This is a genomic window from Roseivirga sp. (genome assembly GCF_049099775.1).
In the GTDB taxonomy this organism is placed as follows: domain Bacteria; phylum Bacteroidota; class Bacteroidia; order Cytophagales; family Cyclobacteriaceae; genus Roseivirga.
On sequence record NZ_JAGDZM010000004.1, the window covers coordinates 1,139,934 to 1,162,801 of the forward strand.

Below are 22,868 nucleotides of genomic sequence, written 5' to 3' on the forward strand. Positions count from 1 at the left end.
CTGACATTTTTTGGAATGATGTTACTCAGCATTTCTATGCCGAGCTATGCTTACTATTTCCAAAGTCAAGATACCACGCAAGCTAAAGCCGATACGAGTAAATATGTTAGGTCCGCCTTCCCAATTTATAAGCCCATTTATCCGTTGGGCGACCCACTTTTTAGAAAAAGACTAAGCTCACCGCTTTACTTTAACAACCTTAGTTTTCTTAAGAGCACAATCAGCCTAGACACGGCAAAAAACTACACGTTCAGTGAAAAAATTGGCAGCTCGTTTTACCGACCGCCAACCTTTGTCCCTTTTTCCGAAGCCATTTCCAAAAGAATTCAGTTAGGTAATCGCGACTTTTTCAGGGAAAAGGCAAAAGCACTTGACGGAGAAAGTGCAGTAAGTAACAGAAGACAACTCATCCCTCCCATTGCCTTAAACCCTTTCTTTGATCGGTTGTTCGGAGGTGATCAAATTCTTATTACTACCAATGGCTCCGTTCAGTTAGACTTTGGCGGAAGAATTCAGCGCGTAGACAACCCTGCTATTCCCATAAGACAGCAACGCAACGGCACTTTTGAATTCGATCAAAACATTCAAATGAGTTTACAAGGAACCATCGGTTCAAAACTTAGAATGAATGCCACTTTTGACAATAACAATTCCTTCGATTTCGAAAATGAGCTAAAAGTTGAATTCAGTGGCTTGGAATCTGACATTATTAAGTCATTGGAAGTAGGTAATGTAAGCATGCCGATAGCCAATAGCCTTATCGCTGGAGGTCAAAATTTATTTGGATTCAAGACACAATTACAGTTTGGAAGATTATTCGTGACTGCTTTAGCGGCCTCTCAAAGAGGAACTTCAGAATCGGTAGAAGTAGAAGGTGGTGTTCAACGGAATGAATTTCAAATTAGAGGTTCGGACTATGATGAAAATCGGCACTTCTTCTTGAGTCAATTTTTCCGCGACAATTACGAAAACTGGAACCGAAGTATTCCAGCAATAATTTCAGGGCTTCAAATCAGTAGATTAGAGGTATATGTATTGAACAGAACCAATAATACTCAAACACTTAGAAACTTTGTGGGCTTCATGGACCTTGGAGAGGGTAATACCTTTCAGAACGGGAATGCTTTTATTGGTAACGGGCAGGCCAATGCCCCTACGAGTAATGGCGCCAACAGCTTATTTTCAAACTTACAGGCCAACGCAGACCTAAGACAGGCAGATCAGGTCAGTAGCATTCTAGAAAATCAGCACGCATTAGAAAAGGGTCTCGATTTTGAAAGAGTAACTGGTGCAAGAAAACTTGATCCATCTGAATATTCCTTCAACAAAGAGTTAGGGTTCGTTTCTTTAAACAGACAATTACTCAATGACGAAGTTTTAGCAGTTTCTTTTGAGTATAACTTAAACGGGCAAAACTTTAAAGTTGGGGAGCTTTCGGAAGATTATCAGAGTGTATCAGAAGACGAAGTAATTTTCTTAAAACTCTTAAGGCCAAGCAAAATCAATACGCAAGTGCCTACCTGGGATTTGATGATGAAAAATATTTATAACCTCAACGCTGCCGGTATCGACAAACAGTCTTTTCAATTAAGGGTAATCTATAGAGATGATGATACAGGGATAGATAACCCAAGTTTGCACGAAGGTGAGAACACAAAGGACATTCCTTTGATCGAAATTATGGGCCTAGACAGGCTCAATCAAAATGGAGATCCTCAAAAGGATGGGAATTTTGATTATGTGGAAGGTATTACCATTAACCCGGACCGAGGCTATATGATTTTTCCATTTTTAGAGCCATTTGGAAGTCGCTTGGAAGATCAATTTCTACCTACCGAACAGTTCTTAAAAGAAAAATACGTTTTCGATACCCTTTATGGCACAACAAAAGCAGATGCCCAGCTAGTTTCAAGGCTCGATAAGTTCTTTATTCAAGGAAGTCTGCAATCAGGATCATCCAGTGAAATTACATTGAATGCATTCCAAGTATCCGAAGGCAGTGTAGTAGTAACGGCAGGTGGAACACCTCTAGCCGAGGGCACAGATTACAACGTAAATTATTCAACTGGTACGGTCACTATTCTAAACCCTTCTATACTCAATTCAGGCAAAAAGATTAGAGTTACTTACGAAAAAGCCGACCTCTTTAATTTTCAAGCGAGAAACTTATTGGGCACTAGACTTGATTATGTTTATGACGATAAAACCAACTTTGGCTTAACGTTTATGCACCTAAATGAGCGACCTCAACTAACCCGAGTCGCTATAGGCAACGAACCGGTAAGTAATACAATGTGGGGCTTAGATGCCAACTACAGCAATGATTCTCGTTTGCTTACAAAAATGGTAGACGCACTACCTTTTATAGATACAAAAGCGCCCTCGAATGTCTCTTTTAGTGCCGAATTCGCCCAACTCATACCAGGAACTTCCAACAAAGTAAATGGCGAAAGCACCTCTTATATCGATGATTTTGAAGGAACTGTAACACCTTTCAGTTTAAGTAGCTTTCAGAGCTGGCGACTAGGGGCTACACCAAGAACTGATGATAATAGATTCGATTTATCTAATCAAACAATCGATAGACTTGGAGCCAATTTTAGAAGAGCAAAAATTGCTTGGTACACCATTGACAATGTCTTTTACCGATCGACAGGCCGAAGTAGACCAGAGAATATTTTACCACAAGACTTAGAAAACCATTACGTAAGATCCATCGGTCAGCAAGAAGTAATTCGAAGAGACAACCAGCAGATTATCGTTAATGAACCTTCACTAGACATTGCGTACTTCCCAAGCGAACCGGGTATGTACAACTATAACCCTGGATTGACTACGGAAGGTTTTCTGCCCGAACCAGAGAAGAATTACGGCGCGATTACAAGGGCCATAACAAACGAAGTTGACTTTGATAAAACCAATATTGAGTACTTGGAATTCTGGGTAATGGACCCATTTATAAACACAACCAACGGTACGCCAAACAATCCTCGAGGATTTATCGATGATGGAATAAATCCGCCGAAAGCCAATACTACCGGAGGTAAAATGCTCCTAAACTTAGGAAGCATTTCTGAAGACGTAATGCGCGATGAAAGACATGCATTTGAGCAAGGCCTGCCTGCGGATGGTTCTACCAATAGCGATGCGGTAATTGCCAATGAATGGGGACGTGTAACCAGACAACCTTATTTAAACCCAGCATTCGATAACTCCGAAGCTGCGCGTGCTAATCAAGATATTGGACTAGACGGAATTAGTTCTATTGATGAACAAACGTTCTTTGCTGACTATTTAAACGCTTTGAACTTAAGCCCAGCAGCACGACAAAGCTTAACCGAAGACCCTTCGAAAGATAACTTCCAATATTATTTAGGCGCTGAATTTGATGCAGCAGATGCGAAAATTTTAGAGCGGTACAAACGCTTTAATGGTATGGAAGGTAATAGCCCAGTTTCGACTGGAAACGCACTATTCACCCCTGCAAACTCCAACTTACCAGATAACGAAGATTTAAATAGAGATAATACACTCGCCGATTTAGAAGAGTATTATGAATATGAGATTGACGTAAGGCCTAGTGCTTTTCAGGTAGGAAGAAATAATATAGTCGACAAAGTATCCAATAATGTAAATGGCGACAATGTCGATTGGTACCTATTCAGAATTCCTATTAGAAAGCCAGATCGAGTTCAAGGAAACATTAACGGGTTTAAGTCTATTCGCTACCTGAGAACATATCTCACAGAATTTAGCGAACCTATTGTACTGAGAATGGTGAACTTTAGACTCGTGGGAAGTCAATGGCGTACTTTCCAAGAAAGCCTATTTGAAAAGGGATTGAACGAAATTCCGGAACCTTCCGATCCAAACTTCACGGTTTCAGTAGTAGGAATTGAAGAAAATAGTCAAGGTGGCGATGGCAGACCACCTTATACCCTCCCTCCTGGTATTGTAAGAGATAGAGACAATACTTCTGCCGTGGAAAGAAGAAGAAACGAACAATCCCTTCAACTGAGTGTAGAAGGACTTCGTGATAAAGACGCTCGGGCAGTTTTTAAGAATGTAAGCCAGGACATGGTCAATTATGGCAGAATAAAAATGTTCCTACATGCCGACAGTCCAGATGAAAATGCTCCTGGAGAAGTCTCTGCATTCCTGAGACTTGGAACTGATTTCACAGAGAACTACTACGAAATTGAAGTGCCATTGACAATGACATTAGATGGACAGATTTCTGCACGTGAAATATGGCCTGAAGAAAATGAAATTGACGTTGCCTTTAATAGCCTTTATCAAGTGAAAGCCAATAGGAACAGATCAAATTCCAATCTTAGTCTCCCGTATACTGAGCAAGTGGGACGATATAACATTACCGTAGTGGGTAGACCTGAATTGAGCACCGTTCAAACGCTGATGATCGGTATGCGAAACCCAGGATCGCCCGATAGGGAATCAAAAACCTTTTTCCTCTGGGCCAATGAATTGAGGGTAACCGATTTCGATAGTAAATCTGGGTTTGCGGCCAATGCCCGTTTAGATGCCCAACTTGCTGACTTAGGAAATATTTCCGCATCCTTAAGACACTCTTCCATCGGCTTTGGTACTATCTCAGATAAGATTTCTGATAGAAGTCGTGAACGCGCCACACAATATGATATTTCTACGAGGCTGAATCTTCAAAAATTCTTCCCTGAAGACTGGGGCTTAGAACTTCCTGCATTTTTCAGTTTTGAGCATTCGCGTGCCGTTCCACAATTCGATCCACTCGATCCTGATTTACCATTAGAAGATGTGCTCGAATCTTTTGAGACTGAGGAAGAACGAGATAGCTACTTTGATAAGGTAGTTGATGTTTCGAACAGAAGAAGCATGAACTTCTCTAATATTCGAAAACGGAAAACGAACCCCGATAGGCCAACGCTACCATGGTCGATAGAAAATTTCAGTTTTACATATGCCTTCAATGAAATAACGAGAAGTAACATTAATACAGCTGAGTACGATTTCAGGAATTATCGCAGTGCCGTTACCTATGCTTATCAGCCAAAATCGATGAATATTCAACCCTTTAAGAACGTGAAATTCTTAGACTCAAAATGGTTAAAAATCATCAAAGACATCAACTTCAACCCGGTTCCAACGAGTATATCAGTAAGCGCCAACTTGAATAGGAGTTTCCTAAAAACTCAGCTCAGGAATTCTGATCTAGGCATAGAAGGAATTGATCCTTATTTTGAGAAATCCTATACAATGGATCGTTCATATGCCTTGAATTGGGACTTAACTGAACGCTTAAGCCTAGACTACCGAGCGGATGCCAATGCAATTATCGATGAGCCTGAAGGCGCCATAGACACAGAAGCCAAAAGAGACTCTATTAGAACCAACCTGAGGAATTTCGGTAGAATTAAGAACTACACACATACGATTGGAACAAGTTTTCAGCTGCCGTTCGATAAAATACCGATCACGGAATGGATAAGCTCCGACATTACCTATACAACCACTTTTAATTGGCAAGCTGGGGCTATTGGTCAAAGAGATACGCTCGGTAACTATGCAGATAATAACCGTTCCATTGCGCTTTCAGGTAAATTAGATCTCGTAAAAGTTTATGATAATATCGGTTTACTTAAACGCATAAACTCACCACAGAGAAGTAGGTCTAGGTCGCGATCGCAAAACAATTCCGCTGCGAATGACACAGTGCCCAAGAAGAAAACGCTAGATCAAATACCGTTCACTAAAGGCCTCTTAAGGGCTTTGATGTCCGTTCGAAATATCACTTTTAATTATGACCGCACGGAGGGTACCGTTTTACCTGGTTTTATGCCAGATGTTTTTCTTTTTGGTCTGGATAGAAATTTCTCTAACCCAGGACTTGGCTTTATCCTTGGTGCTCAGGATGCGGGTATTAGAAACAGGTTAGCTGGAAGTGGAAATTATGCACCAAGTCAATTTTTGACCAACCCATTCCGTCAAAACCAAACGACAACCTTCTCTTATACTGCACTTATTGAACCATTTGATGATTTCAGAGTGAACTTAACGGGTAGAAAAGCTTTTACCCAGAATTACCAAGAGATCTTTAGAAACGATCCTGACAGCGATACTTTTATAAGCATCAACCCTAACCGTTCGGGTACTTATGACATATCCTTTAATATGATCAAAACGGCCTTCAAAAATGATGATTCAAATAATGTATCACCTCTTTTCCAAAACTTCGAGGCTTTTAGGTCTCAGGTTAAAACAAGACTAGACGGGCTAAATGAAGCAGGTACTTATGAAGAAAATTCCCAAGAAGTGGTTATTCCAGCGTTTATAGCCGCTTATAGCGGACAAAGTCCCGAAGATGTTAATACAAATCCGTTTCCTAAATTCCCGATTCCAAGTTGGAGTTTACGGTATGGTGGCCTTTCGAAAATAGATGCCTTAAGTGAAGTTTTTACAACCATAAACATCAGCCATGCCTATAGTAGTTCTTACAATGTAAGCAACTTCGTAAACTCACCGCTCTATACCCTTGGACTTACTTTCGACAATAGCCTAACAGATGTAGGGCTGGCTAACCAGTTTAACGAAAACGGAAGTCTTGTCCCAGTTTACCTAGCACAGCAAGTCGTTTTAAGTGAAACTATGGCCCCTTTTATTGGTGTACAGGTTAGAACAAAGAGCAATTGGGACATCGGGTTTGATTACAATAGAAGGCGAGATATCGGGTTAAATCTTTCCAACATTCAAGTAACAGAATCCAGTGCGAACGAAATATCACTTAATATAGGCTTCGCCAAGACTGGAGTTAAAATTCCTTTTAGAATTAAGGGTAGAAAGGAAAGCCTGCCAAACGAACTCAGATTTAACATGGTACTGACCATCGACGATCGTAAAACAGTTCAGCGTCGGATAGGTGAAGCCCCTATCGTTACCGACGGTTTGAAAATATTCCGACTAAGTCCAACCCTTGATTATAATATCAGTGAGGCACTTCAATTAACACTATATTTTGACCGCAATGTAAACGAACCACGTGTATCTACTAGCTTCTTAAATGCTCGTACATCTTTTGGTGGTAGAATTCGATTCAATTTGTCTCAATAATCTCTGCAATTCTCCGGAAAGCATGTATTTTTGAGGCGCTAGAAAATCCAGATTATGAACATACCTGAAGAATTAAAATACACAGAAGATCACGAATGGGTAAAAGTAGAAGGTGACGTTGCAACGGTAGGCGTAACTGACTTTGCTCAAGGTGAATTAGGAGACATTGTATATGTCGAAATCGAAACAGAGGGCGAAACACTTGACGCTAACGAAGTTTTTGGAACAGTAGAAGCTGTTAAAACTGTATCTGATTTATTTATGCCACTTTCAGGCGAAATAATTGAAGTGAATGCAGAATTAGAAGATGCTCCTGAAGGCGTTAATGAAAATCCATATGAAGGTGGATGGATGATTAAAATTAAGATGAGCGATACTTCTGAATTAGAAGGTCTACTCGACGCAGCTGCCTATAGAGGCCACATTGGACAATAATTCAGTAAGTTGAAAAGAAAAGAATGGCTACGTTTTACGCCCTCAATTCTCTGGGGCATGACTGTAGCCATTTTAATGCTTTTGCCTCAAGATTCTTTCTCTGAATCTAAATTCCTTTCATATGATAAATTAGCTCATATTGGTGTCTTTGGCCTATTGAGTTTTTTATTCCTGATAGGTACCCAAAAGAACAAGTACTTTTTAGGTAGTAAAATGCGTAAATGGGTGAAACCGCTGATTATATGCATTTTATATAGTACAATCCTTGAATTATTACAGAATTTTTCACCAGGTAGAGCTGTCGACTTTTACGATTTTATTGCAAATGTCGTCGGAGCTATTTCTGGTGTAATACTTTTTTATATCTTTAAGAAAAATAACCTTGTGATTTCAAAACTAATTTTATAGTTTTAAAGTCTAACCCTAGAATTATGGAAGCCAAGAAGACTCCCAAAGCGGATGTAAACAAAAGATCAACTATGTTCATCATGGTTGGCCTGATCGTCAGTCTAGGAATCACTTTAATGGCCTTTGAGTACAAAAAGTACGATGAAGGTGAATTAATGGATTTAGGCATGGCGGATGACGATTTTGAAGAATTAACAGAGATTCCACCTACGGAACAACCACCTCCACCCCCTCCTCCAGTGAAACAACCTCAAATTATTGAGATTCCTGATGAAGAGGAAATTGAGGAGGAAATTGAGATTGACCTTGACGTTGAAATCACTGAAGAGACGGAAGTTGAGGAAATCGTTTTTGAAGAAGAGCCTGAAGAAGAAGAAGCAGATAAAGTATTCCTTATTGTTGAGGAAGATGCTGAATTCCCAGGTGGTATGGGCGAATGGAACAAATTCCTTCGTAAGAACCTAAAGTACCCAAGACAAGCAAAAAGAATGGGTATTGAAGGAAACGTATACCTTTCTTTTATTGTAGGAAAAGACGGAGGTATCTACGACATATCTGTATCAAGAAGTATTGGTGGTGGATGTGATGAAGAGGCCGTAAGAGTACTGAAAGCTTCTCCAAAGTGGAAGCCAGGAAAACAAAGAGGTAAAGCAGTTATTCAACGAATGAACCTTAGGGTTGTTTTCAGATTGAAATAACATCAAAAAAATTGGAGCCCTTAATGGGCTCTTATTTTGTTCTTAATAACTAAAATATTAGTTATTTAACTAAATTTATAATAACATGGAAGTAAAAAAACAACCCGAATTAGATGTTACAAAAAAGTCTGCCATGTTCCTCATGGTTGGCTTAATATTGAGCTTATTAATTACGCTAGCTGCCTTCGAATCGAAGCAATATAACTTAGGAGATTTAATGGAACTAGGTGTTTTAAATGATGATTTTGAAGCAATTATGGAAATACCACCTACGGAACAGCCACCACCTGTTAAGCCTCCTATTCAACAACCACAGGTGATAGCAGTACCTGATGACGAAGAAATAGACGAACAAATTGAAATTGATCTAGATGTTGACCTTACAGAAGAAACTATTATTGACGAACAAGTTTTTGATGATGAGCCAGAAGAAGAACAAGCTGACAAAGTATTTCTTATTGTGGAAGAAGACGCCACATTCCCTGGTGGTCCAACTGAATGGAATAAATTTCTACGGAAGAACTTAAAATACCCTAGACAAGCAAAACGTATGGGCATAGAGGGCAATGTCTATCTATCTTTCATTGTTGGTAAAGATGGTGGAATATACGACATCAGCGTTACAAGAAGCATTGGTGGTGGCTGCGATGAAGAGGCCTTGAGAGTACTAAAGGCATCGCCAAAATGGAAACCTGGGAGACAGAGGGGCCAACCTGTAATCCAAAGAATGAATTTACGGGTAGTCTTTAAATTAAGGTAGTTAATAGAGCCCAGTCAAATGGGCTCTTATTTTCTTATTTATAACTAAATAATTAGTTTAATATGGAGCTAAAAAAATATAAATCATCCGATCACTCTAAATTTAGAACTTTGTTTCTATGCATAGGCCTCTGTGTAAGCTTGCTTATCATATTCTTAGCATTCGAAACTAAAGCTCAATATGCACCAGGCGATATCCCTCGTCCATATGAGGTCCATACAGAATGGATACCCGTAATTCCTAGAACCGAGTTTCCTAAAAAGAAAATTCCAAAGAAGATAAAACCTCTTTCGAAACCGAAATCTTTCACTATTTCAACTGAACCCATACAGGAAATATTAAGTAAAGAGGTAAAAGCGATGCTCGTAGATCAGGTTTTAGAAGAACCCGTTTTTGAGATTGAAGAGTTTATAGAGACATACGAAGGTCCTGGTATAGAATTCGAAGATATTCAAAAACAGGCCTCTTTTCCAGGGGGAAATACAGAATGGTCAAAGTTTTTGAGGAACAATATCAAGTATCCTAAGTTGGCCCAACGTAGCGGAATTGAGGGAAAGGTATTTCTAAGTTTCTATATCAATGCAGAGGGCATGATTTCCGATATTAAAGTAGAAAGAGGTATTGGTGGTGGCTGTGATGAAGAAGCCATAAGGGTATTAAAAAAATCTCCGCGCTGGAACCCTGGTCTTCAGCGTGGAATTGCTGTCAAATCTCCAATGTCTTTGTATATAAGCTTCGTTCTTAAATAAAAAAGGAGCCTTATGGCTCCTTTTTTATTTAAATGATATTCAGTAGCTGTTCTTTAATTTTTTCCAAATCGTCTTTCATACAAACGACTAATTTTTGTACCGGAGCATAGTTGGCTTTTGAACCAATGGTGTTTATCTCCCTACCAATCTCTTGAGAAACAAATCCAAGCTTTTTTCCTTGGGAATTCTTCTCTGCCATTACCTCATTGAAATAAGATAAATGATTGGTCAGTCGAACAATCTCTTCACTTATATCGAATTTCTCGATATAATAAATCATTTCCTGCTCAAATCGGTTTTCGTCAAATTCATCTGAAGCGGATAACTCTTGTTGATGCTTTTCGATTCTATCTTTAACCACTTTAACTCTTTCAGGATCATGAGTTTCTACTTCCTTCAAGTAGTTAGCGATGTTCTCAATATAACCCTTCAATTCATGCTCTAAAGAGGCGCCCTCTTGTGCTCTAAACTCTCCTAAGGCATCAATTGCCTTTGCTAAATGGCTTTTGATAAATTCCCACTGCTCATTTAAGGCTTCCTCGTCTGTAGACTGTGCTGAAATTACATCAGGACTGTGTAGCGCTAATCGGAAAAGGTCATCTTTACTAGATCCTACCTCGTTCGCAAGGTTTTCAAACTCGCTGTAATATGCCTTAAACAATTCCTTATTGACATCCTGCGCTTCTACAGCAACAGCATCGGTAGCAAGCTCTATCATAAGGCTAACTTTACCCCTGTTTAACCCTTTGGTAAGCAGGCCTCTTATTTCGAGTTCTTTGTCTAAAAAGTTCTTCGGAATTCTAATTTGAGCATCTAAGAATTTCGAATTCAAAGACTTTACTTCTACGGTTACACTATATCCATTTTGTTGTCCTTTGGATAAACCAAAACCGGTCATTGATTTGAGCATATTGAAATTGTCTAGCGACAAAAATAGCCCAATTAGGTTGTTATTAAAACAGAATCAAAAATCATAACCCAACGATACTTGAAAGCGTGGGTTTTGGATACTGAAATTCCTGATAGGAAACGACATATCTACTTTTCCGAAGTAACCAAAGAGCATTGTTCGAATGCCAACCCCTGTAGACTGAAGCCATGGATTACTAAAATTGTTGATAACCGCTGAAAACGGTGATCCATCTGTTGCGATTTCTTCTATATTCTGATCATTTCTATCTTCAAACGGAGAAAGATCGTCCCAAGCAGAACCGATATCGTAGAAACCGACTAATTGTAAGTTTCTTAAAAAATTCGATTTAACATCACTATTGATAAGTAATTGATTTACTGGGAATCGTACTTCAGCTGTAAAAGTCATTACGTTACGTCCTTGGAAAGTATTGTAATTATAGCCTCTTAGATTTGTAAATCGGCTGAAAAGAATATCACTTTTATTCGGATTCACTCCAGTATTATTGATCACTGTATTAAACAATGGTTGGAAAGAAAGGTCGTCTGTCAAAGGATCACCCACATCAGTTCTATTGAATACCCAATTATCAGTACCTCCTAAGAAAAAGCTTTTAGGGGCGTCTCCGAAAAATGAACCGAAATAGAATTTACCAGCAAGATAGATGGCCTTATTTATCTTTTCATAATGCCTAATGTCTAATTCAACGCTGTTAAAGCTCCGAGCATTCGCATTCAATTTCCCATATAAATCGAGAGACAACCTTGCGCGGGTTCCTTCATGTAGATTTGTTCCTACCACCACACTATTATCGAAAACAACGGCTGTAGAAAGGCCTAAGTAAGATGCCGATTGATTGGCGTCTTCATTAAATCGTTGAGGGTTTACAGCAGTAATAGGAATGAGTAACCTAAAATCTCGATCAATAAATTGCGTTTGAGTGTAGAATGGATTGGCTGAAACCCTCACTTTTTGAGACAATGGATAACTAAATCCTAATTCGAGTCTATCGAGATTATAGCGCTGATCTAAGAAAGCTTGCCTATCTATGGCAACTATGGAACTTCTAAAATATTTAGCCTTGAGATCGATTCTTTCTTTCAGATATTCATACTCGGCAAAAACGTCATAGCCTCGGTTGAAACTAGTAGGGACAACAGCGCCTGCAGAAAAACGATGATTTTCAAGGAAATCATTCATTTCAATTTCAACTTGGAGCGAAAGTCCACGAATTTCATCATTCACTAAACCGGTTACTACATTGTTGGTTTGAATTCTATTCTCATAGATAAAAGGTCCTTGGATACCTTTCTCTGAATCATTGTTTTGATAAACACTCAAAAAACTTCGCCCGGCCACTGTTGGATCGTCTTGTGGCTTTTCAAATTGATAATCGCTGCTATTTACTTTGGACTCAGAGGTGAACTCATAGTTTTCTGTATTAATAGCCCCTTCTTTTAACGAATCTAATTTTTGTTCAGGAGGTTTCACTTCAGAAGTAATAAGCCTCGTTGTAAGGGAATCTAACAATTCAGGATTGGAAACAATTTTGTCGTTCCTTCTTTCAGCAAGAATTTTTGATACTTCTAGGGCTCTTCTCGGGGAAACTGGGCTAAACCTTGAGCCTATTCCTTCAAAAGATTGATAGAATATTGATTCTTTACCATCCGAAACAGATACAAACGCTAACCTTTGGTTCTTAGCATCGAAAGAAAAATCCTTTATCCCGAAAGCAAAATTACTAAGTTGAATGTTCAGGGTATCATTGATATTATACCTGTAAAGATTATTGACCCCTTGCTGATCGCTCAGGTAGTATATATCAATATTATTTGGTGCATGCGCCTCAATATTAGTCGCTAGCGCATTCGTCAGCTTATCAAAAGTGCTATCTGGAAAATCTAGGTCGTAGGCGAATAAATTGAATTGATTGCTTTCTACATCTGCAAGTTTTTCGGGGCCTGAAACAAAGACGCTATCAGAGCTTCTATTAGAACTAAATACAATTTGGTTGGTTCCTTTTATATAGGTTGCATCTCTATCATCAAACCTATCGTCAGTTACTCTTCTAATCTGACCTCTAACTAGGTTATAAATAAAAACATCACTTATTCCATTAACATCACCAGTCATAAGGGCAACTCTCCCGCCCTCTTTAAATTCAAAACTCTGAATATTAGATAGCAAAGGAATAACTACGCGTTGCTCTCCTTTTTCATTAATTCGTTTAGCCAATAAAATATTAGCTCCCTCTTCAGCATAAATCATCCCGAGGGTATTTGCATCAACCCAACTGAGTAAAGGCATTTCAGAATCAATCTCTTGATTAATTAGTTTCAGCCCGGCCTTGTATAAGGTGGTAATTCGTTGCGTATTAGTATCTACCACTTTAACTTCAAAACGCCCATTGTCTAATTCGGCATAAGCAAAATGATCTCCTGTTGGGCTAAACTGGATATCAGTAAATACTGCGTCTTTTCTATTCTTTCCAGAGATAATGAAATCGGAATTCTGAGTTTCATTTGATTCTGAAATGGTTTTTGCAAGACCACTATAAAAAGTTCTCCAATCGTTCAGGAATTGACCATAAGGAATGCCTAGTGTTCTTTCAATACTATTTTCTTCATCTCGGATTATTCTGGCTAGGTTCAATACATTTGATATGCTTCGTCGGCCATATCGCTGGGTAATAAAATTCCAGATGGACTGACCTAGCAGTACATTCATTTGCGGACCTAACTTCACAAACTTGTTTTGACGATTGTTCGCGATATAGTCTCTAACTGCATCGTCCGATTCTTTATCCCATCCTCTGGCCACAAAGCTGGAGATACCTCCTGTAAACCAAATTGGAATTGGCGTTGTAAAGGATGTTTGAAACATTTCAGCAATGTTTCCGCCATACAGCATCTCTTGGATGAGCATATCGGTAATTGCATACATCGCTTTTTTCTTAAATGAAACGAAGTCACCAGTGTAGGCCAATTCTAGTTGTGACTTCACAAAATTAGTCTGTCCTCCTACTGTAAAGTCTCTACCTCTTATGCCAACATTACTTTGTTGACGGTCTGAAACTGAATTATAAAGGAAGATTCTTGTTTTTGCAAAAGGGAAATAACCAATGGTTTCGGTGATACTGCTGAATTCGGATTCAATATACTCTATGGTAGTTTTGGCTAGCCCTTCACTTTTGCCATAATAGTAAACCTCAAAGTTTTCTGATGAAAAGTATTTCCAGTTGAAAGTACTATACTGGATTCGGTTTTTACCAAACTTTTGCTGGTTGGATTGTGCCTGAACAGAATATGCAGAAAAGAAGCAGCCTAAAACAGCAAATAAGGCCAGTGATTTCAGTATGGTTCTATTCATAAATAGCGAATCGAAAGAATATTTAAAATAACGAAAAAAACCGCTCAATATTGACTTCTGAATCTAAATGATCTCCAAATTCTAAGTGATTGGTCAGTTGGTTAGCGTAAAAAGGTGCTAAAGAAACACCTTTCGCTCCTAAACCGTTAAATACAACCACCTGACTATGCTTAGGATGGATTCCTACAAATGGCTTTCTATCCTTAGTGGCAGGTCTTACACCCGCTTTTTGGTCAATTACTTCAAAGTCAAATACTGCTAGTTGTTTCAGTCTTCTTCTTAACTCATTTTCAGCCTTAGAAGTTATATTTTCGTTTACATTTTCGTGGTCATAAGTGGCGCCTACCTTACATATTCTATTAGAAAGTGGAATAACGAAAACTCCCCTATTATAGATTACCTCAATTTTAGTCTTTGTTTTTACAAACAGCAACTCCCCTTTCACCGGTCTTAGGGGTAACCAATCAAAAAACGGATTGCTCTGGCTGAACTTTCCATCACAAAAAATTACTTTTTTAGCATGAATACCTTCGTATTCAACACCTCGATCAGTGAGTACCAGTTTAGCATAATCAAATGCTTCTGATTTGTATAGATGATTTATCTTAAGATAATCGCGGTAAGCACTTACCATTGTGGCAGTGTCAACATAACCACATTGTTTTAAAATTATGCCTCCGAATTGATCCTTCACATGGTTGGCATAAGCGGGTTTATCTTTTATTTCGCCTATGTAAGGTTGATAAATAGATTCTGCACTTTTACCCATCCATTCATTAAGTTCTTCGGTTGACATAAAAGGTCGGTAAATAGGTTTTTCTATTAAGAATCGCTCACCGAGCTTAACTTCTAGCGCACGATAGAAAGGTGTCAAATAGTTAAATAAAGCATCGCAATTCCACGTCTTGACCATTTTCCGACCAGTAATTGGATTATAGAGCCCTCCTGCTACTTTTGACGAGTTTGACAATGTGCTTTCGTCTATAACGATCACAGATTTACCAGCTTTTATTAGGTGTTCGCAAAGCACTGTTCCTGCTATTCCTTGACCGATAATAAGGTAATCCACATGCATGTGACGAAATTATTCAACTATTTTTGATAATGGGCTTTAATAGGTGAAATTTGATGGCGACGAAATAGCTATGGAAGTAAAAACTTTTACGTTTAATCCATTTATGGAAAACACATACTTGGTCTTTGATCATACGGCTGAAGCGGTTTTAATAGACCCAGGGTGTCATGACAAAAGAGAACAAGAGGAATTAACCTCTTTCGTGGAAGAAAAAGGATTAAAAATAAAGCTGATTTTGAATACACACGGTCATATCGATCATGTATTAGGAAACGCTTTTGCCAAAGATAAATTCAATGCCCCTTTATGGATTGGTGATAAAGATGAGGAGACATTAAGAGCTGTTGAAGTTTACGCTTCCAATTATGGTTTTCAAAACTACCAACCTGCTTCGCCTGATCGTTTGCTAACAGATAAAGATGTTATTGAATTTGGAAATTCCTCATTCAAAATAGTGTTTGTGCCAGGCCACGCACCAGGTCATATTGCTTTTTATAATGAGGCAGAAAACGTACTCATTGGAGGAGATGTACTTTTCGAAAATAGCATTGGTAGAACCGATCTTCCGGGTGGTGATTATGATACGTTAATCGATAGCATTAAAACGAAGTTCTTCAAGTTAAAAGATGACATGGTAGTTTATCCGGGTCATGGCGGAACAACAACAATAGGAATTGAAAAGGTATCGAACCCATTTTGTAGGATAGGCTAACATGGCAAACTGGATCGTAAAAAACATTCCTAATTTCTTTACACTCCTGAACCTTTCTTTGGGCGTTTTAGCGATTAATGTAGTGATCACAAGCGACCCATTGGCTAGTCCTACAGTTCATTACTATGTACTTGCTGCTGGTTTTTGCGATTTACTTGATGGCCTTTTAGCAAGAAAACTGAAAGTACAGTCCGAATTCGGCTTACAGCTCGACTCTTTGGCCGATTTAATAACCTTCGGCGTACTCCCTTTCTTTATTTATGCTAATTATATTAATCTTGAGGCTGAAGGTTATTTGCTACTGCTAGTGCCAATATGCTCTGCTATCAGGCTCGCCGTTTTTAACATTGGTGATGATCAAAAGACTGTTTTCAAAGGAATTTCCACCACGGCCCATGGTATTTTTGTGGCCACACTTCCGATAATCATATTTACTGGAGAAAGTTGGTTCTCCGAAATCTTAAGGGCAAACAACCTCGTGATTCTTGGCATTGCCATATTCTTTTCTTGGCTTATGGTTTCACCGCTGAAGATGATCTCATTAAAATTTAGCAATACATCTATTCAAGAAAACTGGCAGAAGTACTTATTAATTATCTCCTCGCTAGTCCTAGCCATTACACTTGGCTATGATGCGTCCCCCTACATTATATTATTTTACATCATTTTGTCAGTCGTCGGCAATTTCAATAGCATCAGGAATAAGACTGAGGCTTAATTATCGTTAAATTCGTGTTGTCTCTCATAAGACCAGAGAATTGTTCAAATCTTTATACACCTTAGTTCTATTTATCCTGTTCGGAAGTCTTTCGACTTTTGCACAAACACCTAGTGTGTTGGCTTCAGGAGATTGGTTCAAGATGGGCTTCAGTGAATCAGGGATCTATAAAATCAACTATGATCAATTAAGAGAACTTGGGCTTGCCAATGCTGACCCTAGGAATTTGGCCATATATGGAAACGTTGGTGGCATGCTGCCACAATCATTAGCGGTAGAAAGACCAGTTGATCTCTTGGAAAATGCCATTCAGGTATTTGGCGAGGAAGATGGTCAGTTTAATGAAGGGGATTATATTTTATTTTTTGTCGACGATATACACCCTATAAATTTCAATTACGCGGAGCAGATATATTCAGCTGAAAAAAATCTTTACAGTGAAGAAAATTTCTACTTTTTGACGGTTAAAAATAGTCCGGGGAAAAGGATTCAATCCGACGTCAACTTAGGTGGAAATCATCCCATCGTGAACTGGTATAATCAGATCGTTTTTCATGAAAATGATGATACAAATTTGCTCAATTCTGGCAGAGAATGGGTAGGTGAGCAATTCACTATTCAAAACCAAAGGTCATTCTCAATCTCAATTGGAGAATTGGCGCCTGACCAGCATATCAAACTTTCAGTTTCTAGTTTAGCCCAGTCATTTAGCTCATCTAGCATGGAAGTATCCCTAAACAACAACCTTTTAGGAGAACTCAATTTTCGCGCCATTCCGAATACACAATATGGCATTAAAGGCAATATAAACACCCAGACCTTTTCTATAGACGCAAGTAATATTTCGGGTCAAGAATTATCGATTGACATGGAATACCAACAGAATGGAGCTTCTAATGCGGTAGCTTATTTAGACAAATTTCTACTTGATGTTCCAACTATAATTAAATACAACCAAACTCCTTTAAGTATTAGGAATGCAGCCTTAGGCAATAACGCAATGGTGACGTTTCTTATTGAAGAAGGATCGAATGACCTTTCGGTATGGAATGTTTCCGATCCTTTGGGAGTTAAAGATCAGGATTACACCCTCACTGATGGCAATATTAGTTTTGGTGCAATTGCAAATGCTAACAGTGAATTCATAGCATTTGACCCGAATACAGCACCTAGTTCAATAGAGTTTATTCCTATTAGCAATCAAGATCTGAGTGGCAGTAGCACTGTAGATTTTATCATTATTACCCATGAAGATTTTCTTCCACAAGCGGAAAGGCTCGCTGCTTTTCGTCGGACGCACGATCAATTGGAAGTACAAGTCACCACAGTCGATAAGATTTACAATGAATATAGTTCAGGTAGACAGGATGTTACAGCGATTCGCGATTTCATAAAATCAAAATTCGGAAACGGTAGCCCATTGAAATATGTATTGTTTTTTGGCAAAGGATCTTATGACTTCAAAGACCGACTGGAAGACAATTCTAATTTTGTCCCTACTTATGAATCAAGAAATTCAATTCACCCACTATTAACACACTCTTCTGATGATTTCTTCGGTTTTCTTGAGGAAGATGAAGGTCAATGGATTGAATCGCGAGCAGGCGATCATTCACTTGATATCGGTATAGGGAGAATCCCTGCCACCACCAGCGAACAGGCAGAAAAAGCTGTTGATAAGATTATTCTGTATCAATCCAATAAAAATACATTCGGTGATTGGCGAAGCAAAATAGTGTTCATTGCCGACGATGGTGATAACAATAGACACCAAAAGGATGCAGACTCCCTCGCTACCTTAATTGATACGACTTTTGTAAACTATAACATTGAGAAAATCTATCTCGACGCCTTTGAACAGATAAGACTACCTAATGGTGAAGTTTCACCAAGTGCTCAAGAAGCGCTTACAAATTCTGTAAATAACGGTGCTCTGATCGTTAACTTCACGGGTCATGGATCGGAATCCGGCTGGATGCAAGAAAGAATATTGACGTTTGACCTGATGCAAGAATGGAACAATACTTTTAATCTACCTTTTTTGGTTACAGCCACCTGTGAATTTGGAAGAAATGACGACCCTGGTGTTTTCTCGGGAGCAGAAAATCTCATATTTAAAGATGTGGGAGGTGTTATTGCTATGGTTACAACGGCAAGACCTGTTTTCTCTAGCACTAATTACGATCTGAATTTGGCACTTTATAGTGCAATACTAAATCAAGAAGATGGTGCTTATCAAAGATTAGGTGACATCATACAATTCACAAAAAACAATAGCTTGAGGGGAAGTTTGAATAGGAATTTTATTCTTTTAGGCGATCCAAGTATGCGGCTATCCTATCCTGAAAAAGGCATAGAAATCACTTCTATCAATGGCAATATTCCTACTGAGAATGATACCATTAGAGCATTAGAACAAGTAAGTATTAGTGGTAGAATTGTTTCGGGTTCGGCTTTAGATAATGGTTTTAATGGCACACTGAACTTAGCTTTTTTCGACAAGCCAACGGAAAAGGCAACTTTAGGTACAGAAAGCGCAAGTTTTGTATACGACGAAAGAGACAACCCTCTGTTTCGAGGTCAGGCTCGAATAGAAAACGGTACGTTTAGCATTGATTTTATTGTACCTAAAAACATTGATTATAGTTTTGGAGCGGGCAAAATAAATGTTTACGCTGTAAATGAAGCATTAGATTCAGATGCGCTGGGTGCAACACTTGATTTTACAATTGGAGGTACGTCGGCTAATATTCTTTCAGACAACACACCACCGGAAATAGACATTTTCATTAATGATACTACCCAATCCCTACTTCCTTCTTACAATACTGACATTACGCTTATCTTTAAGTTTTTTGATGAAAGTGGTATTAACATCTCAAATAGTGGACTAGGACAAAACATTAGCCTGTCACTTAATGATTCTATTAGCTACAACTTGAATAGTGAATATCAATCGAGCATTGAAGGCTTTACAAAGGGAATTACAGTATTTGATCTTGATGATTTAAAGTCAGGAATCAACCAAATTAGCATCACTGCCTGGGATATCCATGGAAATTCAACGACGCAATCTCAAGAATTTAGCGTAGGAGAAAATACTTCATATATTTCAGTAATAAATAACCACCCTAACCCGTTTATTAATGAGACTCGGTTTGAAATTGAGCATTTGCTTGATGGAGAGAATGTGGAGATAGGTATAGATATTTTAAACCTTAAAGGAGCAATAGTAGCGTCGTTAAATAAAGAATTTTTAAGTGCTCCAGAACAATTGAATATCACTTGGGATGGCACAAACCGAAATGATATCAAAGTTAATTCAGGGCTCTACATTTATCGTGTCAAAATCTATTCTAAAACCAGTGGCAGAACAAGCGTTAGACGTCAGAAACTCATTATTTCAAATTAATTTTATAACACTATCTTTGAAGAAAAAATACATGCCAATCAGAGCCAGCATTTTCACCATTCTGATCCTAGTACTATTTATTGCGCCTAATCTTAAAGCGCAAAATTCAATAGGCATTAATGGACAAGACACTCTTATAAATGTAATCACTACTGCAGTTCCTTTTCTGTCTATTGCTCCTGACCCAGTATCTGGTGCCATGGGTGATGTTGGTGCGGCAACTGACCCAGATGCCAATTCTACTTTCTGGAATCCAGCAAAGTTAGCTTTCATTAATCAAAATAGTGGATTGGCGTTGACTTATACCCCATGGCTTAGCAAATATGTAGACGACATGTCAATTTCATATTTAACAGGTTTCAAGAAATTGGATGACCAGTCAGTAATTGGTGCTTCCATGACTTATTTCGATTTAGGTGATATTCAATTAACTGATGGTGCTGGGAATTCTATTGGTGATTTCACACCTCGTGAATTCGCTTTCTCTGCGACTTATTCTAGACAGTTAAGTAGAAACTTTAGTTTGGGTATAACTGGTAAATACATTTACTCCAATTTATCAGGAAATATTACGACAAGCCCAGTAACTGATCCGAAACCAGGAACAAGTATTGCAGCAGATATTGGAATTTATTATAAGTCGGAATTGGTGGTACTTCAAAAACCATCGCAATTGTCCTATGGTGCTTCTATTACCAATATCGGCTCAAAGTTATCTTATAATAGTGCAGACGAGGAGGATTTTATCCCAACCAACTTAAGAGTTGGTTCAGCACTTTCTTCATATCTAGATCAGTATAACAAGATCACGCTAGCATTAGATTTTAATAAACTTATGGTTCCTACACCACAACGCGATGGGTCTGAAAGAGATAAAGGTTTACTAGGCGGTATGTTCGGATCATTCGGAGATGCACCAGGAGGCTTTTCAGAAGAACTTCAAGAAGTATCGATATCGTTTGGTGCAGAATATGAATACCAAGAAAAATTCGCGTTTCGAACAGGTTATTTCTATGAGCACCGTAATAAAGGAAATAGAAAGTATTTTACTGCTGGTGTAGGCTTTACTGCGAAACAACTAGAGATTAACTTTTCATATCTAGTACCACAGTTCCAAGAACATCCTTTAGCAGAAACACTTCGTTTTGGCCTAATTTTAAACTTATCAGGATCTTCAGACGATAGTCAGTAATGATTTTAGATCGTACGAAGCCACCTAAAGTCTATCAGATAGAAGATGTTAGACTTGCCACAATTCAATCAACTTCAATTGACGGACTTAACGTCCATTCTCATTTTGATGAAGGATCCAAAACATTCAAAATAGAACTTCAAACAAAAGGTGGCCAACTAAACGGAAATACAGCTATACTTCCTCAATTAGCACTTAAAATGTTGAATGAGGGTACCAAAAGTAAGACAAGTATTCAACTGGCAGAAACAATTGATTCACTTGGGAGCTTTCTTGAGTTATCACCTGGTTTTGACTATTCTTCGATTACAATCTTTGGTTTGTCTAAGTATTTCGTTGAGAACATTCAATTGCTCTCTGAGATTATATATCAACCTCGATTTTCAGAAGACAATCTTGCGACACTGAAAGAGAGAGAACTAGATAAGCTAAAACTCAATTTAGAAAAAGGCAGTTACCTTTCTTCTGTCAATTTGAGGAAGACACTCTTTGGTCTTAACCACCCTTATGGAAGACAATTAACCGCTGAAGAATACCAGACGACGTCTATCTCTGAAATCGAATCTTTCCATAACTCTTTCGTCAAAGATTTTGACATTTATATATCTGGTGATCTTCCGAGTAATTTTGAGTCAACTCTCTCTAATGCTTTTGAAAAAGGTCAATACAGTGACTCGAATAGATCAATAATTGAAGTCGATTCTTCATCACAGGATATCTATCATCAAGATTCTAAGTTTATTCAAAGTTCTATTAAGCTTGGTAAAAGACTATTTACAAGACAACATGAAGACTACTTCCCATTCATTCTAACAAATGAAGTACTGGGTGGTTTTTTTGGCTCTAGACTGATGAAAAATATTAGAGAGGAAAAAGGATACACCTATGGGATATATTCGCATCTCTATTCACTTCTTCATGATGGCTACTTCCTAATTTCGACAGATGTAAAAGGAGAAAATCAACAGGATACGATAGACGAGGTTTATAAAGAAATTAATAAGCTACGTACGGAACTCGTTTCTCAGGAGGAGTTGGACATCGTGAAAAACTATATGATTGGTGTGTTTACCAATTCCTTTACAAGTCCTTTTGCACATATTGACAAATTTAAGACCTTAAATTCACAAGGTATTAGCACTGATTTTTATCGCAATTACGTTTCTAATATTCGCGCTGTCGATTCGGAGACTATTCTTAAAACTGCTTCAGAATATCTTGCCCCAGAGACATTGGTTAGCAGTATTGCAGGCGCATAACTGATTTTAATCCCATTCACTTTTCTGCGTACACTCTTGATTTTCCCTTCATATTAGGGCAAAA

Annotated in this window: 14 protein-coding genes; 11 read left to right on the top strand and 3 right to left on the bottom strand. The window is 38.4% G+C overall.

The features are described from left to right. The first annotated feature begins 15 nt into the window (after positions 1-15). The 6 genes from sprA to JXQ92_RS09690 all read left to right on the top strand — a co-directional run bounded on the left by sprA (position 16) and on the right by JXQ92_RS09690 (position 10,154). Positions 16-7,104, top strand: a complete 7,089-nt coding sequence (sprA, locus tag JXQ92_RS09665; RefSeq protein ID WP_421986398.1) for a cell surface protein SprA — start codon at positions 16-18, stop codon at positions 7,102-7,104. A 54-nt stretch (positions 7,105-7,158) separates the two neighbouring features. After that, positions 7,159-7,539: a glycine cleavage system protein GcvH gene (gene gcvH / locus JXQ92_RS09670; protein WP_421986399.1), complete on the top strand. Its 381-nt coding sequence runs from the start codon at positions 7,159-7,161 to the stop codon at positions 7,537-7,539. Positions 7,540-7,548: 9 nt separating this feature from the next. Beyond that, on the top strand, positions 7,549-7,947 hold the full coding sequence (locus JXQ92_RS09675; protein WP_421986400.1) for a VanZ family protein: 399 nt from the start codon (positions 7,549-7,551) through the stop codon (positions 7,945-7,947). Positions 7,948-7,970: 23 nt separating this feature from the next. Beyond that, positions 7,971-8,645, top strand: coding sequence for an energy transducer TonB (locus JXQ92_RS09680; RefSeq protein ID WP_069836982.1), 675 nt, complete (start codon positions 7,971-7,973; stop codon positions 8,643-8,645). 85 nt (positions 8,646-8,730) lie between these two features. Further along, positions 8,731-9,405, top strand: a complete 675-nt coding sequence (locus JXQ92_RS09685; RefSeq protein ID WP_421986401.1) for an energy transducer TonB — start codon at positions 8,731-8,733, stop codon at positions 9,403-9,405. 62 nt (positions 9,406-9,467) lie between these two features. Next, positions 9,468-10,154 (top strand): energy transducer TonB, encoded by a 687-nt coding sequence (locus JXQ92_RS09690; RefSeq protein WP_421986402.1) that lies wholly within the window; start codon positions 9,468-9,470, stop codon positions 10,152-10,154. Positions 10,155-10,182: 28 nt separating this feature from the next. Here JXQ92_RS09690 and JXQ92_RS09695 read toward each other — a convergent pair whose 3' ends face one another. From JXQ92_RS09695 to JXQ92_RS09705, 3 genes are read right to left on the bottom strand one after another with little or no spacing between them, the layout of a single operon-like run. Further along, positions 10,183-11,064: a YicC/YloC family endoribonuclease gene (locus JXQ92_RS09695; RefSeq protein WP_421986403.1), complete on the bottom strand. Its 882-nt coding sequence runs from the start codon at positions 11,062-11,064 to the stop codon at positions 10,183-10,185. A gap of 54 nt (positions 11,065-11,118) precedes the next feature. Continuing rightward, positions 11,119-14,436 carry a hypothetical protein gene (locus tag JXQ92_RS09700; RefSeq protein ID WP_421986404.1) on the bottom strand — a complete coding sequence of 1,106 codons (3,318 nt, stop codon included), beginning with the start codon at positions 14,434-14,436 and terminating at the stop codon, positions 11,119-11,121. Between the two features lie 22 nt (positions 14,437-14,458). Next, the gene (locus JXQ92_RS09705) at positions 14,459-15,511 is read right to left on the bottom strand and encodes an NAD(P)/FAD-dependent oxidoreductase (protein WP_421986405.1); all 1,053 of its coding nucleotides are present in this window, start codon (positions 15,509-15,511) and stop codon (positions 14,459-14,461) included. 43 nt (positions 15,512-15,554) lie between these two features. Between JXQ92_RS09705 and JXQ92_RS09710 the strand changes: the two genes are divergently transcribed. From JXQ92_RS09710 to JXQ92_RS09730, 5 genes are read left to right on the top strand one after another with little or no spacing between them, the layout of a single operon-like run. Beyond that, positions 15,555-16,223 (top strand): MBL fold metallo-hydrolase, encoded by a 669-nt coding sequence (locus tag JXQ92_RS09710; RefSeq protein ID WP_421986406.1) that lies wholly within the window; start codon positions 15,555-15,557, stop codon positions 16,221-16,223. A 1-nt stretch (position 16,224) separates the two neighbouring features. After that, the gene (locus JXQ92_RS09715) at positions 16,225-16,941 is read left to right on the top strand and encodes a CDP-alcohol phosphatidyltransferase family protein (RefSeq protein WP_421986407.1); all 717 of its coding nucleotides are present in this window, start codon (positions 16,225-16,227) and stop codon (positions 16,939-16,941) included. Between the two features lie 40 nt (positions 16,942-16,981). Continuing rightward, the gene (gene porU, locus JXQ92_RS09720; protein ID WP_421986408.1) at positions 16,982-20,353 is read left to right on the top strand and encodes a type IX secretion system sortase PorU; all 3,372 of its coding nucleotides are present in this window, start codon (positions 16,982-16,984) and stop codon (positions 20,351-20,353) included. A gap of 16 nt (positions 20,354-20,369) precedes the next feature. Next, positions 20,370-21,545, top strand: coding sequence for a type IX secretion system outer membrane channel protein PorV (gene porV, locus JXQ92_RS09725; RefSeq protein WP_421986409.1), 1,176 nt, complete (start codon positions 20,370-20,372; stop codon positions 21,543-21,545). Continuing rightward, on the top strand, positions 21,545-22,804 hold the full coding sequence (locus tag JXQ92_RS09730; protein ID WP_421986410.1) for a M16 family metallopeptidase: 1,260 nt from the start codon (positions 21,545-21,547) through the stop codon (positions 22,802-22,804). Before porV ends, JXQ92_RS09730 begins: the two co-directional genes overlap by 1 nt. Positions 22,805-22,868: the final 64 nt, after the last annotated feature.